Raw genomic sequence first — 15,325 nt, 5'->3', positions numbered from 1 at the left:
AATGTTTAAGCCGGCCACATCGCTTTTTTTAAAACGCGGTTGTCACCCCGAATTTGACGAAGAAACTAATCGCCGGATACTGGTTGTCAATCTGTTCTCTCTGGTAGGGATCAGCATCACACTGGTATTGGGGATAAGCTCTCTGATGAACGGTGGATGGCCGCTCGGATTCAGCTTACTGTCCGCGTCGCTGTTGTTTTTTCTGGCCAGTCAGATTCAGGCTACCTACCCCAATAAAATCGGCCGGATGGTATCCGTTTATTTACTGACAGGTTGCCTGATGGGGCTGGAAACTTACCTGTTAGTTACCGGCGGGCATAACAATACCGGTCCGCTCTGGATTTACATATTACCCCCCGTTGCAATGTTTTTCGGCGGTTTCAAACGGGGTCTGATGGTGATGGCAGTATTTACGCTGCTCATTGTCATTATTCTGTTCACACCACATGATGCCCTGCTGTTAACCAGTTACTCCACGGATTTTAAAAGCCGGCTGATACTGTCGTTTGCCACTGTCACATTCTTATCTGCATTTTACGAATACAGTCGTGAGCGGACCTTTGAGCTGATGCAGAAACTCAGTGACAGATACGAACAACAGGCACTACACGATACCCTGACCTCACTGCCAAACCGCAGAGGCATGCAGCAACTGCTGGGGCAGGAAATAAAACGGCATCAGCGCACCCGTTCTGCATTCACACTCATATTGGTTGATGTAGATAAATTTAAGGAAATCAACGATACTTACGGGCACGGAAACGGTGATATTGTGTTGCAACGTACTGCAACCCTTCTCCGGCAAAATGTGCGCAGGCAAGATATTGTCTGCCGCTGGGGCGGAGAAGAGTTTTTAATGGTATTACCTGAAACCGGAGAACAAAGTGCTTCTGTTCTGGCAGAAAAAATTCGTAATACGCTGGCAAAAACCAGCATCTGGCTGGAACAAAAAGAAATAAAGGTCACCGCCTGTTTCGGTTTATGTGAAATAAATGAGGAAATTTCACTTAACCGTGGGTTATCTCTGGCCGATAAAGCACTATACAAAGCAAAACAAACTGGTCGTAATAAAGTTGTATGCGCCAGTGTTATGCAATAATAAAAAAAGCAGTCGCTGAAACAAAATAAATACGCTGTTACAAACAGACAATACAATCAGCAGATTCAACAAGTATCATAATAACAGAGATGGAAACTGGGGAAGCGTCACATGCAATGGAAAAAAATTGCCCTGCCAATCGTCATTCTTGCTGCAGGATTTGCAGGTATGACACTTATCGCCTCGGCGGGTGATAAAGAAGAAGAACCCGAAGTAGTAGATACCCGTCCGACAGTGACAATCAGCGAGCTTCAGGCCGAAGATTACGCGGTTACCCTTAATTCCTATGGCGAAATCACGCCGCTTGAAAGCACCATGCTGGCTGCTCAGGTATCGGGGGAGGTAACGTCCTGGAACCCGGATTTTGTGCCCGGCGGGCTTGTCCGTCGTGGTGAAATCCTGTTTTCCATCGAGAAAGATGCCTACGAAGCCGCATTGCTGCAGGCCGAAGCTAACCTGTCATCAGCACAGGCACAATTAATACAGGAGCAGGCTCAGGCGAACGTGGCGGAGCGGGAAGCGGCCGGCATGTCAAAGAGTCGTGTGACCGACCTGTATTTAAGAAAGCCTCAGTTACTCAGCGCACAGGCTGCCGTAAAATCTGCTGAAGCCATGTTACGCATTGCTAAGCGGGATCTGGACAATTGTGAAGTACGCGCCCCTTATGATGCTCTGATCATCAGTCGTGAAATCGGTACCGGTGACTACGTAACTCCCGGTACAGTGGCTGCCACTCTGAATAATGTGGAAACCGCTGAAATTACCTTCCCGGTTGCCGGCTTCGACCAGTCATTTTTGCCTGTCAGCGTCACCGGCCTCGACGCAACAGTAACCGTAGACAGGCGTACTATCCCGGCCAAACTCCACCGCGATCTGGGTATCGTGGATCAGTCCACCAGAATGAGTCATCTGGTTGCACGTATTGACGACCCTTACGGTGTACGCTCCGGCAAAGCCCTGATTAAATTCGGCAGTTTCGCCAACATCAGCTTTAACGGTAAAACACTGGAAAATGTGTTCCGTATTCCACAGGAACTGGTGAATAATAAACGGATCTGGCTGGTGAGTGAAGATGCCACATTGCAGTCGGAGATTGTTGAAATTGTCCGTGAGCAGGACGATTTCTATTTCGTTCGCGGGAATTTTGATGGTCTGCAACTTGTCACCTCCCCGCCGGAATATCCGCTTAACGGAATGGCAGTGAAAGTGATTGAGCAGAGCAACAAACTGGTTGCGGCTCATGCGAATAGCACTTCCGCCGGTATTTAAGGGGAAGTTATGCATCAGGAACACGATACGAACCGCGGCGTGATTGCCTGGTTCGCCAGAAACTCTGTTGCTGCAAACCTGTTGATGGGTTTTATTATCATCATGGGTTTGTCTGCCTATTCCTCTATCCAGAAACAAATGTTCCCCAACGTCGAGGTTAACTACATCCGTGTTGATGTGAGTTACCCGGGCGCGTCTCCGCAGGAAATTGAAGAAGGGATCCTGATAAAGATTGAAGAGGCGGTAAAAGACGTTTCTGAAATCAACAGTACGATCTCAAGAGCTTACCGCAACGGTGGCGAAGTCAATATGGAGATTGACGATAAGGAAGAACTGAGCGACGTTCTGGATAAAATTAAACTGAAAGTCGACAGCATTGCCACCTTCCCTGCAGACATGGAACCGGTGAATATCCGGCAACTGGCGTTCAGGCAACAAGTTATCGACATGCCCATTGTGGGCGATCTTCCTCTTAAAGATTTGAAAGTCCTTGCGAAAGAAGTCGAGGATGAATTATTACTGCTGGATAATGTTTCGCTGGTCGACGTGGGTTATCCCGAAGACGAAATTGCCATTGAAGTGAATCCTGATCAGTTACGTAAATACAATCTTTCGATCAGTGATATCAGCACCGCAATCAGGGCGTATTCCACCAACCTCTCTGCCGGACAACTGAAAACCCGCTCTGGCATTATCTCTGTGCGTGTTGAGAACCAGTACTACCGTGGCGAAGAATTTGCTGCCATTCCGGTTAAAGTCGGGCCCGGCGGTGCCAGAGTATTGCTCGGCGATGTGGCAGAGATCCGCGATGCCTTCACCGAGGGCGAATACTACTTCAAGTATTCCGGTAAAAACGCCATCTATATTGCGGTCAAAGCAACACCTTCTCAGAATATTGTGCCAGTGGCAGAAACAGTAAAAGCTTACATTGCACACAAAAATGAACAATTTCCTGAAGGTGTGTCGCTGGAAACCATGGTCGACATGACGTACTACCTCGACGGCCGTCTGGACATGATGCTGAAAAACCTGCTGCAGGGTGCCATTCTGGTTGCATTGTTGCTGACCATTTTCTTACGCTTCAGACTCGCCTTCTGGGTCATGCTCGGGCTGCCGGTCTGTTTTCTCGGCGCAGTGATGATGATGCCGCTTCTCGGTATCAGTCTGAACATTATTTCTCTGTTTGCCTTCATCATGGTGCTGGGTATTGTGGTGGATGACGCCATCGTCATCGGAGAAAGTGCCTACACAGAAATTGAAAGCAAAGGCAGCGGTATTGATAACGTGATCCGCGGTGCCAAGCGTGTCGCAACACCGGCAACCTTCGGGGTGCTGACCACCATCGCCGTGTTTGCTCCCTTCACATTAAGTGACGGTATGGACGGACCTTTCATGGTGAACATCGCCGTGGTGGTGATTTGTTGTCTGGTTTTCAGTCTCATTGAATCCAAACTTATTCTGCCGGCGCACATCGCTCACATCACATTTAAGCCGGTGAAGCCGGATAGCTGGCGCGCCAGTTTTAACAGCCGCTTTAATGGCTTTGTCAACGGTCCGTACAAGCGTACCGTCATTAAAGCCATTGAATGGCGATGGGCTGTGCTGATGGTGTTTGTGGCACTGCTGATGCTGGCACTGGGTTTAATTCAGGGCAATTTCATTCGCATGGTCCCTCAAGGCAAAGTGCCCCACGACTTCCCTTCAGTCCGCGTTGAAATGAACGAAAACGTACCGGACAGCGCCGTACTCGATGCGTTAAAAATCATTGAAAAAACCATCCTCGATGAAGATGAAAAAATCAAACAGGAGTTTGGTGGCGACGGCATGGTCCGGGATATTCTGGTGTTCAACGACGACCGTACTAACGGCGAAGTGTTTGCACCACTGGTAGATGAAAGTAAACGGGTAATTAATACCTTCGAACTTGCCAGACGCTGGCGTGAAGCCATGCCGGACATTCCGGCAATGAAATCACTGGTTGTCATAGATGATATCAACGGCGGCAGCGATGACGGCGAATTTGGTTTCCTGCTGTTCGGACCGGAGCTGGAAACCCTGAACGCGGCCGGACTGGCTTTCATTGAGATGCTACAGCGGGAAGAAGGCTTGTTTGACGTCAGCTCAACTATCGATCCCGCCAGCAAAGAAGTGCAGATGACACTGAAGCCGGTGGCCTACGATCTTGGTCTGACGCTGCAAAACATCGCCGGGCAGATTGGCAGCAGCTTTTATGGTGGCGAAGCCCAGCGGGTGATCCGTGACGGCGAGGAAGTTAAGGTCATGGTGCGGTACCCTGCCCTCCAGCGGGAACGGCTTGCCGATCTTAAATACAGTGTGATTACCACTCCTGCCGGTCAGGAAGTCATGCTGGGTGACATCGCGGAGCTGACCGAAGCCCCCGGCATCAGCTATATCCGCCGTGAAAGTGGCTATCGCAGTGTGTATATCTGGGGCAGCATCGACGAACAGAAAGTAGAACCGGGTGAGGCTATAAAAGCCATCTATGAAAACTTGCTACCAGAACTGCAAAAAACCTACCCCGGTGTCATGACAGAACTGGGCGGTGATATTGAAGAGCAACAGGCACAGCAGGATCAGCAAATGCTGTTTTTCACTGCCGCTATGATTATGGTGTACATACTGCTGGCCGTACCGTTAAAGAGCTACAGCCAGCCTCTCATCATTATGTCGGTTATCCCTTTCAGCTTCACCGGCGCAGCATTCGGACATTTCCTGCTCGGCTATGATCTCAGTACCATGTCGTTTTTCGGTCTGATTGCCGCCGCCGGGGTTGTGATTAATGACTCACTGGTGATGACAGATTTTGTTAACCAGCGCCGCCGTCAGGGGTACAGTACCCGGGATGCTGTGGAAGAAGCGGGCTCTGCCCGCTTCAGAGCCATTACGCTCACATCCATTACGACTTTTGCGGGCGTACTGCCTATTCTCTTTGAAACAAGCCTGCAGGCTGTTCTGGTGATTCCTATGGCTATCGCGCTGGGATTTGCTGTAATGTACGCCACACTGGTGACGCTTATTCTGGTGCCCTGTCTGTATCTCATTCTTATTGATTCAGGCAATGCCTTTAAATGGCTGTTTCATCACATTGTCCGGATTGCGAAGCATGTAACGCCCGGACGAAAATCCACCGGCCAGCCACGCACGGAATAATTTACGGAGTTTCTTTGATGAGCCAACTTACCATCCGTCCTGCAGTAGTGCAGGACAGCCAGCAAATACTCGATTTCATTACCGAACTGGCGGTATATGAAAAAGCAGAGCATGAAGTAAAAGCAACCATAGCGCATATTGAGGATACCCTGTTTTCAGATCAACCAAAGGCACACTGTGTGCTGTGTGAAAATGAAAACGGCCCGGTTGGCTTTGCCATCTATTTTTTCAGTTATTCCACCTGGCAGGGACAATACGGCATTTATCTGGAAGATTTGTATGTATCACCGGCATCCAGAGGCTGCGGTGCAGGCAAAGCTCTGCTGAAACATCTGGCAAAGATCGCAACAGAACAAAACTGCGGCCGTTTTGAATGGAGCGTACTGGACTGGAATCAACCCGCTATTGATTTTTACGAGTCTATTGGCGCCAAACCACAAGGTGAGTGGATAAGATACCGACTGGACGGCGACGCCCTCAAACAGTTCGCCGCAGATTAATTTTGTTGCCTGGCGGTTACCTTGTCTTCCATGTAGCGAAGAATATCCCGCCAGGATAATACCCCGACAGGTTCGTCTTTTGCATTGATGACCGGCAGGCATGACAAGCGGTGACGGTTAAAGGTGCTGATGGCGTTAAGAACGGAACTGTGTTCTTTAACGGTAATCACGTCACGGGTCATGATTTGATGTGCCCGCCGTTCCAGCGTCGCCCTGTCTTTCGCCCTTTCTGAAATCGTATCGATAAACGGGCTCAGAGCTTTCAGTAAGTCTCTGTCAGAAATAATCCCGGTGAGTTTGCGGCCCTCGACAACCAGTAAATGATGAAACCCGGTGGCTTCAAACAGCTCCTTAATGGTGTGCAGGCTGTCGTCCATTTTCACGCTCACCACCCGCTGACTCATAATACTATTAACGCTCACAACGCTCCCCCGCTTATCTCTTTACGTTCTGAGTATACGGCATATAACCGCTTTACAAAGCAGACAGAAAAATAATTAGATAAATTGCGGATTAAGCGGTTGAAATCCCGCCTGACTCCATCAATATAGATCATGAACATTCACTCCAATTATGAAGGAACTTCCATGGCAACAGTTACATTACAGGGCAATCCGTTAGAAACTCTGGGTGATTTACCCGCCGTTGGCACACCTGCACCGGCGTTTGAGCTGGTAAAATCCGATTTATCTACCGTAAGCTCTGCAGATTTGTCAGGTAAGAAAGTGGTACTGAACATCTTTCCGTCTGTAGATACCGGTACGTGTGCCATGTCTGTACGTAAATTCAATGAAAAAGCCGCTTCACTGGACAACACTGTGGTCATTTGTGTATCTGCGGACCTGCCATTCGCTGCCGGCCGTTTCTGTGGCGCAGAAGGGATTGAAAACGTTCTGACCGGTTCAACGTTCCGCTCAGATTTTGGTACAGACTACAAGGTGACTTTCACTACCGGTCCTCTGACAGGCCTGTTGTCACGCAGCGTTGTGGTAATTGATGAAGAAGGCAAAGTGGCCTACACCCAGCAAGTTGCTGAAACGGCTGATGAGCCGGATTACGAAGCAGCTATTGCCGCTCTGTAAGCATCATTTTTCTTAAGCGAAGCAGCCTCTGATGGCTGCTTTTTTGTATTTGTCACCGTTAAAATCTGATCTCCCTTCCGTGCTGACCGGGTAGAAACCTGACAGCCACTGCAAGAACCGCTTCTCCACTGCAACGGCCCTCAGATTTCATTTACACGGAGACTTCATGAAAAAATCAGCCCTCGTTTTATCTATGTCATTATTTTTCGCAGCCGGTAGCATTGCTGCAGAAGACGAAGAATTTTTCACTGTTACCTTGAAAGACCCTGCCACCGGTGAATCAGCCGGCACCGTAAAAATTGAAGAGAGCGAATACGGACTCGTGTTTACACCGGCATTATCCGGTCTTGAGGCAGGCGGACACGGCTTCCACGTGCATGAAAATCCGTCATGCGATTCTGCCATGAAAGACGGAAAGAATGTTCCCGCCGGTGCAGCAGGCAGTCATATGGACCCGGAAAAAACCGGTCAGCACGGTTATCCCTGGGCTGATAACAGCCACATGGGTGATTTACCCATACTGCTGGTTGATGATGAGGGCAATGCCAGCCATCCGTTACTGGCACCACGGTTATCACTGGAAGACGTAAAAGACAAAGCACTGATGGTTCACCAGGGCGGTGATAACTACTCGGACGCGCCGGAGAAACTTGGCGGCGGTGGCGCAAGAGCATTGTGCGGTGTGATTGGTGCCTGATATTCAGTTTTAAGCCTGAAAAGCAAAAACCCGCAGTGAATGCGGGTTTTTAGTATCTGGCGGAGAGAGAGGGATTCGAACCCTCGATACGCTATTAACGTATACACACTTTCCAGGCGTGCGCCTTCAGCCACTCAGCCATCTCTCCGGAATTGTCTGACGAAATTCGTCAAAGCGCGCGTATAGTAGGGAAAGTCTCCCGCTGAATCAAGTACTCACCGGGAAAAAATCCTCAACTGCGCTTTTATTAAGCAATTGCCAGCTTTTTCTGCTTCAGTTGTGCTGAAAAGTTGAGCATTCTGTCCAGCGGAATGAGGGCTTTGTGACGCAAAGCTTCATCCACATGGATTTCGTGATCATTCACACCCTCTGTCAGGCTGTTGTAGATGGCCTGTAAGCCGTTCATTGCCATCCACGGGCAGTGAGCACAACTTTTACAGGTTGCGCCGTTACCGGCCGTTGGAGCTTCAATAAACGTCTTCTCTGGCATCAGTTGTTGCATCTTATAGAAAATGCCTTTGTCTGTTGCCACAATAAACGTGTTGTTAGGCATATCCTGAGCGGCCTGAATCAGCTGACTTGTCGAACCGGCAGCATCCGCAAGATCAACAACACTGGCAGGTGATTCCGGATGCACAAGAATGGCTGCATCAGGGTACACTGCTTTCATATCACTCAGTTTCTGCGCTGAAAACTCGTCATGAACAATACACTCGCCCTGCCACATCAGCATATCAGCACCGGTTTTCTTCGCAATGTATGCACCCAGATGGCGATCAGGGCCCCAGATGATAGGTTTACCCTGCTCGTCCAGATGCTCAACAATTTCCAGTGCAATACTGGATGTCACCACCCAGTCGGCTCTTGCTTTTACAGCAGCAGACGTATTGGCGTAAACAACCACGGTGTGATCAGGGTGCGCGTCACAGAAAGCACTGAATTCTTCCACCGGGCAACCGATATCCAGCGAACAGGTTGCTTCCAGGTTTGGCATCAGTACGGTTTTTTCAGGACTGAGAATTTTTGCTGTTTCACCCATGAAGCGGACACCGGCAACGATTAACGTTTGCTCAGTGGCATCACGGCCAAAGCGTGCCATCTCCAGAGAGTCCGCAACGCAACCACCGGTTTCCTCGGCCAGCGCCTGAATCTCGGGGTCAGTGTAATAGTGAGCTACCAGAACAGCATTACGATCACGCAGCAGTTGCTTGATCTGTTCCTTCAGTTCGGCCTTGCGCACATCAGTAAGCGGCGCAGGCTTGGCCGGGAACGGATAATCAACTTGATCGACTCTGAAAGCAATAGTCATAACAAATAGCCTGAATAATCGACAATAGGGCGACGGATTATACCCGACTGTCATAAAAATTACATAGGGATACGCTATGAATAAAAGTGTTTGCCCGGATTAAAGCGCTATGACTTATAACAGTGCAATGCTTTTGCGGTTGATAAAGCTGATAACGGATCGGGATAATATCTAACAGGAAGTATTTAAGAATTTTAAGAGGTTCCGGATAACCGGAGCAAAGATAAGATGGTGGGTCGTGCTGGATTCGAACCAGCGACCAATTGATTAAAAGTCAACTGCTCTACCAACTGAGCTAACGACCCATCTTATGGTTGCGGTAAAAAGCGACATTCTCACAGAGGAGAAAGTGGTGGGTCGTGCTGGATTCGAACCAGCGACCAATTGATTAAAAGTCAACTGCTCTACCAACTGAGCTAACGACCCTTTCGCCTTTCTGCGTCACCACTCTGTGGCAACGGCGGCATATAATACTCAGATTCTGAGGCAGTGCAACCTTAAATCCGGATTTATTTTCACTTTTCTCGTTTTTCTTGTTCAAACGGTCAAAATGAAATCAAATCGTACAGTATTCCCCCGCTTTTCGGAGAGTTATTTTGAATTTAACCCTGCCCGACAGATAAAAATGTAGCATCCGGACGCGAAATTGCAGTGGGATTTGCCTGAATTTTTTCTCATCTTTAAAAAAAATTTTGTGCAACTGCCGGATTATTCACCAACTTTCTCAAAATAATTTTAATTATTTTTGAGACGCCGGCAACAGATGGTTATTTTACGTTCTCAACGTCACACTTCGCAGACAAATTTGTAGTGAGGAAATTGAGTACATCACCGCTAACTTTTGATTTTCCGTATAAAAAACAGGCAGGCGTATTTTACGCAGAATTTCGCGGGCAATAAAAAACCTCCCGGAGGAGGTTTTTTTAATCAGCTTATAATCCGGATAAACGGGACTGGGCAAGTTTGGTGGCTGATGAATCAGGATATTCATTGACCACTTGCTGAAACAGGCTTCTGGCCTGCCCTTTGTTGCCCTGTCTTTCTGCTATCACTCCAAGCTTAAGTAATGCGTCAGGTCGTTTGGGAGAGTCTGAGAAGCGATCAATAACAATATTGAACTGTTCAGATGCATCAGACCACTTTTGCTGATTAAACAGCAACTGCCCTAACCAATAATGCGCGTTGGGCGCGTATTCACTGTTTGGATAAGATGACAGGAAAGACTGAAAAGCCGGAATGGCTTTGTCGTATTCTCTGGATTTCAGGATCAGATTGACTGCAGCGTCATAGGCATCACTCTCGCTTTCTGCGCTGGCCGGTGCCGGTGACTGAGGTTTCGACGGTGCTGGCTGAGACGGCGCAGGTGATGAATAATCAGAAGCTGAACCGGATGCACTGCCCACACCAGCCTGCTTTAACGCTTCAACACGCTTGTCAATTTCCAGATACAACTCGCGTTGGCGCTCAAGCACTTTCTCAAGTTGATTGGTGTGCACTTCTACAGCCCCGCGCAACTCGTCAATTTCACCCTGCATGGTGTCGAGTTGTTGCTGTAAACGGTGCTGCATTTGCGTGCGACTGTCTACCATTCGCTCCAGTACAGTGATGCGTTGCTCTAAAGTGCTGGAGGAATTGCCTGAATTAGCCGTTTGCTGCGAGCTGCTGTTACCGACATCATAAACAGGTGCCTGAGCTTGCGCTGCGGCTGAAATACAAAGGGCGGCACACATGGTGACGCCCTGAATCATTGGTTTAACCAAAGCTTAACCCTTATTGGTAAACTACGATACCACGACGGTTTTGTGCCATCGCGTATTCAGTTGACCCCATAACTGCTGGCTTCTCTTCACCGTAAGAAACAGTAGAGATTTGGCTGCTGCTTACACCTGCGTTCATCAGGTAAGTTTCAACAGCTTGTGCACGACGTTCACCAAGAGCAATGTTGTACTCTGGTGTACCGCGCTGGTCAGTGTGGCCTTCGATAACCACGTTTTGATCCGGGTTGTTTACCAGGAACTCAGCGTGTTTATCCAGTAAAGCCTGGAATTCTGCTTTAATCGTTGCACGGTCGAAATCAAAGTAAACGGTTTGCTCTTTTTTCAGCGCCGCTTTCTGCTCTTCAACCATTTCCTGCTGACGTTGCATGCGGGTAGCAGCTTCTGCCTGTACACGCGCCTGTTCAGCTTCACGAGCCTGACGTTCCGCTTCTGCCTGCTCCTGGGCAACACGGTTACGTTCAGCGGCCAGTTCTTCTTCAGACGGGCCGGAAGAACAAGCCATCATAGTCACCACTGGCAAGGCAATAATGAAGCTTTTCATCACTTTATTCATTTGCATCCTCTTAATCCTTATATTTATTTGTGTATATCTGTTTTAAAACAAAAATGGTGACCAACTCGGCGACTTCACTTGTCCATTTGTGGCTGGTAACCTGGCCTTAAAGCGCCCGTCTAAAGACACCAGAGATAAAACCTGTGTGCCATTGTGAAGGGTACTGTAAATAATCATGCTTCCATTCGGCGCAATACTCGGAGACTCGTCCAGAAAGGTCTTCGTCAGTACTTGTATTCCGCCATTTTCCAATCCAAGTTTAGCGATACGGTAATCACCCCGTGTGCGATTTACCAATACCATTTGTTTACCGTCAGGTGTAATGGTACCGCCAAGATTCTGTTCGCCTTCAAATGTAAGGCGTCTAACCTTACGAGAAGATAAATTTACGCTATAAATCTGAGGTTTACCACCCCGTTCCGAGCTAAATGTTAAGCTCTTGCCATCCGGTGTCCAGGCCGGCTCCGTATCGATGGCACGATTTCGCGTAATGCGCTGTAAATTTTTCGTCGCAATATCCATCACATAGATTTCCGGATTGCCATCTTTTGACAACACCATTGCCAGACTTTTACCATCCGGCGAGAAAACCGGGCTGCTGTTGATGCCGGGGAAATCCGTCATCTTTGTGCGCGCCATGGTGTAAATATCCTGGATAAAAATCTGCGGACGTTTGTTCTCGAAACTGACATAAGCCAGTTTCTCACCGTCAGGAGACCATGATGGTGACATTAACGGCTCAGGTGAAGACAATAATCTCGTCTCATTTTCACCATCATAATCTGAAATAACCAGCTGGTACGGCAGCTTTTCTTTATTTCTGTCACGCACCACAACATACGCTAAACGGGTGAGGAACGCACCGCGTTCACCTGTCAATTTTTCGTAAACCACATCACTGATGCGGTGAGCGTACTGACGAAAATCCGCAGAGCCGATTACCGACTGGCGGGCATCAATCACATGATCAGCACTGTCAACCAGTTTGCCATTGCTCATACCCTGACTTTTGCCGCCGGTAACCTGACCACGCAACACATCAATCAGCTCAAACGATACTCTGTATCTGTCAGCCCCTTCCGGCGCCACGCTGCCCACGACAATGGTGTCCACACCGGTAGCCGCCCAGGCACTGTAATTAACCTGCTTATCGGTTGCCGGCTGCTGTGGCATTTTTGCAACGGCAATCGGGTTAAACTTACCACTGCGCATTAAATCTGCCATCACCACTTCGGAGATGTTCTCCGGCATCTGGCCGGCTCCTTCCCATTTAAACGGGACAACACCTATCGGGCGCGCACTGTCTACCCCTTCAGTGATCACTATTTCCAATGCTGCCTTTGCCATACCACTAGCGCTTAGTATGACAAGACCTAATAACATCCTGATTTTTTTCATCGTCACTACAGTCTCACCGTTATGTTTATATCTCTTATTTGTTCGTACACGGCCGGATCATCCGACATAGGCAACTTATCCGGCCGGCGCACGGCTGCTTCTGCTGCACGGCATAACGCATCATCACCACCCAGGCGTTTAACCTGAGTCACGTAACCTGACGTTGCAAGGCGAATGTTCAGACGACATTCTTTACCCTTAAAGCTGTCATCTGCATACAGGAAGCTTTGCACCTTAGAGGTTATCAACGCCCGGTAGCGATCAACTTCAGACATCACCTGTTTCCGGCGACGCTGAGCCTGAGCTGCGCGTTCAGCTTCGGCTTTCTCCTGCAAAATCCTTTCCTGTTCTGCTTTTTCACGGGCTTCTTTTGCTTTTCTTTCCGCGTCGGCTTTTTCTTGTGCCTCCCGCTGCTTACGTTCTTTCTCCTTTTGCGCAGCAATACGCTTAAGTTCCTGCTGCTTTTGACGCTCAGCTTCTTCGCGGCGCTTCTTATCTGCCGCTTTCTTTTCAGCTGCCTGTCTGGCCGCCTGCTCTTCTTTCCGCTTGCGCTCCTGAGCGGCTGCTTCTCTGGCTTTGCGCTGACGGGCATCGGCTTCCGCCTGAGCCTTCTCAGCTGCAGCCTCTTCAGCACGCTTCTTATCGGCAATGGCCTGCGCGTCGATGAATGTTGCCTGAATGACAGGCGCATCACTGTTGCTTACAGGCTCGAAAGGATCGGGCGAAAAACTGACGCTAATTAGCAACACTACAGCAATCGCCACGTGAACGCCAATGGCTTTAGCTAATGCCTGCTGATTAGAATTTAATTTACGCATACTTTTTTATGATTCGTCCACCGGGTCTGTCATTAATCCCACTGACGGCACCCCTGCTTTTTGCAGCAAGACCATCAACTGAATCACTTCGTTATATGCAACCTGTCCGTCCCCTTTCACCACCACCGGCGTTTGCGGTTCAGACTTTAATTTTTCGGCCACCAGTGCAGTAAGTTCCTGCGTACCCAGCGGGGTTTCCTGGTCGTTGCCAACGTTCAGGTAATAGTTACCCTGTACGTCCACCGAAGCGATGAGCGGCGGCGTATCTTCCTGCTCAATCGGCTGGGCGCTGGCTTTCGGCAATTCCACTTTCACGCCCTGGGAAATAAGCGGCGCGGTAACCATAAAAATGATCAGCAGTACCAGCATCACGTCGATATAAGGCACCACGTTAATTTCGGATACCGGACGACGCCGTTTACGAATGTACATAATCAGTCTCCGGACATCGTTACTGTGGCTGTGCCGTCATCGCCTGACGGTGCAATATGGCAGAAAACTCTTCCATGAAATTCCCGTAGCTGTTCTCCAGTTTCTCAACTTTATGGCTGAAGCGGTTGTAAGCGATAACTGCCGGAATAGCAGCAAAAAGACCGATAGCTGTTGCAATAAGGGCTTCTGCAATACCCGGCGCCACCATAGCCAGTGTGGCCTGCTGCACTTCACCCAGAGCAATAAATGCATTCATGATGCCCCATACCGTACCGAACAGACCGATGTAAGGACTGATAGAGCCGGCAGTAGCCAGAAAGGGCAAACGGCTTTCCAGCTCTTCCACCTGACGGGACATAGATACACGCATTGCACGGTAGGTACCGTCAACAATGCCGTTTACTGCGGTGTTACCTTTGCGCAGACGCACAAACTCTTTAAAACCGGCGCAGAAAATGTTGGCCATCCCTGTTACATCAGAACGGGCGGATAATTCCTGATAAAGACGGTTGAGATCTGCGCCTGACCAGAATTTGTCTTCAAACTGGCGCATTTCTTTATCTGCTGCATTCAATGCTTTGGTACGCTGAAAAATGAACGTCCATGAAGCCACTGACACACTGAGCAGCAACAACATAATAAGCTGAACAACAAAACTGGCCTGAAGGAACAGACCGATAAAGGTTAAATCAGATTCCACTAGCTAAATCCCCTGATAAAGTGGCTGGTAATTTCCGTGGCTTCATTGCCACAGGGTCTACACATGCAATTTTTATGTCCGCCGACACTAAACAGTTGTCTTGCGGATCTTTTATTTCTTGTCTGAAAGTCAAACTTGCGCCCTTCAATTCTACAATTTGCGATTCAATACTCAACAATTGATTAAATCTGGCCGGCGCATGGTTATGCATTTCAACCCGTTTGACGACAAAGGCTATGGATTGTTCCATCAACTTGTCCTGTTCGTAGCCCAGCGATCTCAACCACTCGGTTCTGGCCCGCTCCATGAACTTCAGATAATTCGCATAATACACAATACCGCCGGCATCTGTGTCTTCGTAATAAACCCGCACCGGCATGGTATGTTTTGCAGACATGCAATACTCCACTTTTAAAAATGTAATGAAAACGTCATAAAGAAAAACTTACCGAGGAACTCACCAAATGGTCCATTTATGCCGTTGAAACGCTTTATTCCTGCGGTAAAAACAAATTCCAC

The 15,325-nt window shown here is 48.7% G+C and carries 15 protein-coding genes and 3 tRNA genes; 6 read left to right on the top strand and 12 right to left on the bottom strand.

The window, feature by feature from the left end:
• Window position 1: 1 nt before the first annotated feature.
• From ACXAGC_RS13670 to ACXAGC_RS13655, 4 genes are all read left to right on the top strand, one after another.
• A complete protein-coding gene (locus ACXAGC_RS13670) occupies window positions 2–1,099 on the top strand; it encodes a GGDEF domain-containing protein (protein ID WP_474844813.1) in 1,098 nt (365 codons plus the stop codon).
• A 111-nt stretch (window positions 1,100–1,210) separates the two neighbouring features.
• Window positions 1,211–2,368, top strand: a complete 1,158-nt coding sequence (locus ACXAGC_RS13665; RefSeq protein WP_474844812.1) for an efflux RND transporter periplasmic adaptor subunit — start codon at window positions 1,211–1,213, stop codon at window positions 2,366–2,368.
• Window positions 2,369–2,377: 9 nt separating this feature from the next.
• A complete protein-coding gene (locus ACXAGC_RS13660; RefSeq protein ID WP_474844811.1) occupies window positions 2,378–5,539 on the top strand; it encodes an efflux RND transporter permease subunit in 3,162 nt (1,053 codons plus the stop codon).
• A gap of 17 nt (window positions 5,540–5,556) precedes the next feature.
• Window positions 5,557–6,039, top strand: a complete 483-nt coding sequence (locus ACXAGC_RS13655) for an N-acetyltransferase family protein (protein ID WP_474844810.1) — start codon at window positions 5,557–5,559, stop codon at window positions 6,037–6,039.
• Here the strand turns inward: ACXAGC_RS13655 and ACXAGC_RS13650 are convergent.
• The gene (locus tag ACXAGC_RS13650; RefSeq protein WP_474844809.1) at window positions 6,036–6,461 is read right to left on the bottom strand and encodes a CBS domain-containing protein; all 426 of its coding nucleotides are present in this window, start codon (window positions 6,459–6,461) and stop codon (window positions 6,036–6,038) included. The two genes, ACXAGC_RS13655 and ACXAGC_RS13650, sit on opposite strands and share 4 nt — an antisense overlap.
• A gap of 165 nt (window positions 6,462–6,626) precedes the next feature.
• Here ACXAGC_RS13650 and tpx point away from each other — a divergent pair, with 165 nt between their 5' ends.
• Both tpx and sodC read left to right on the top strand, forming a co-directional pair.
• Window positions 6,627–7,121: a thiol peroxidase gene (tpx, locus tag ACXAGC_RS13645; RefSeq protein WP_474844808.1), complete on the top strand. Its 495-nt coding sequence runs from the start codon at window positions 6,627–6,629 to the stop codon at window positions 7,119–7,121.
• Between the two features lie 166 nt (window positions 7,122–7,287).
• The gene (gene sodC, locus ACXAGC_RS13640; protein WP_474844807.1) at window positions 7,288–7,818 is read left to right on the top strand and encodes a superoxide dismutase [Cu-Zn] SodC; all 531 of its coding nucleotides are present in this window, start codon (window positions 7,288–7,290) and stop codon (window positions 7,816–7,818) included.
• 57 nt (window positions 7,819–7,875) lie between these two features.
• Here sodC and ACXAGC_RS13635 read toward each other — a convergent pair.
• The 11 genes from ACXAGC_RS13635 to ybgC form a co-directional block, all read right to left on the bottom strand.
• A tRNA-Ser gene (locus ACXAGC_RS13635) sits at window positions 7,876–7,966 on the bottom strand.
• Window positions 7,967–8,065: 99 nt separating this feature from the next.
• A complete protein-coding gene (nadA, locus tag ACXAGC_RS13630; protein ID WP_474844806.1) occupies window positions 8,066–9,127 on the bottom strand; it encodes a quinolinate synthase NadA in 1,062 nt (353 codons plus the stop codon).
• A 229-nt stretch (window positions 9,128–9,356) separates the two neighbouring features.
• A tRNA-Lys gene (locus ACXAGC_RS13625) sits at window positions 9,357–9,432 on the bottom strand.
• A gap of 45 nt (window positions 9,433–9,477) precedes the next feature.
• Window positions 9,478–9,553: transfer RNA gene (locus tag ACXAGC_RS13620), tRNA-Lys, on the bottom strand.
• Between the two features lie 506 nt (window positions 9,554–10,059).
• Window positions 10,060–10,875 (bottom strand): tol-pal system protein YbgF, encoded by an 816-nt coding sequence (ybgF, locus tag ACXAGC_RS13615; RefSeq protein ID WP_119500821.1) that lies wholly within the window; start codon window positions 10,873–10,875, stop codon window positions 10,060–10,062.
• A gap of 22 nt (window positions 10,876–10,897) precedes the next feature.
• Complete coding sequence (gene pal / locus ACXAGC_RS13610) at window positions 10,898–11,464, bottom strand: peptidoglycan-associated lipoprotein Pal (protein ID WP_303574978.1); 567 nt, start codon at window positions 11,462–11,464, stop codon at window positions 10,898–10,900.
• A gap of 36 nt (window positions 11,465–11,500) precedes the next feature.
• Window positions 11,501–12,856 carry a Tol-Pal system beta propeller repeat protein TolB gene (gene tolB / locus ACXAGC_RS13605; protein WP_119503354.1) on the bottom strand — a complete coding sequence of 452 codons (1,356 nt, stop codon included), beginning with the start codon at window positions 12,854–12,856 and terminating at the stop codon, window positions 11,501–11,503.
• 5 nt (window positions 12,857–12,861) lie between these two features.
• A complete protein-coding gene (gene tolA / locus ACXAGC_RS13600) occupies window positions 12,862–13,674 on the bottom strand; it encodes a cell envelope integrity protein TolA (RefSeq protein ID WP_474844805.1) in 813 nt (270 codons plus the stop codon).
• A gap of 6 nt (window positions 13,675–13,680) precedes the next feature.
• Window positions 13,681–14,106: a protein TolR gene (tolR, locus tag ACXAGC_RS13595; RefSeq protein WP_119500818.1), complete on the bottom strand. Its 426-nt coding sequence runs from the start codon at window positions 14,104–14,106 to the stop codon at window positions 13,681–13,683.
• A 19-nt stretch (window positions 14,107–14,125) separates the two neighbouring features.
• Window positions 14,126–14,806, bottom strand: a complete 681-nt coding sequence (gene tolQ / locus ACXAGC_RS13590) for a protein TolQ (RefSeq protein ID WP_119500817.1) — start codon at window positions 14,804–14,806, stop codon at window positions 14,126–14,128.
• Window positions 14,796–15,203, bottom strand: a complete 408-nt coding sequence (gene ybgC / locus ACXAGC_RS13585; protein WP_119500816.1) for a tol-pal system-associated acyl-CoA thioesterase — start codon at window positions 15,201–15,203, stop codon at window positions 14,796–14,798. Before ybgC ends, tolQ begins: the two co-directional genes overlap by 11 nt.
• Window positions 15,204–15,325: the final 122 nt, after the last annotated feature.

The organism is Alteromonas sp. AWJ4_197, from assembly GCF_056160285.1.
This window is presented reverse-complemented; position numbering and strand designations above follow the sequence as displayed.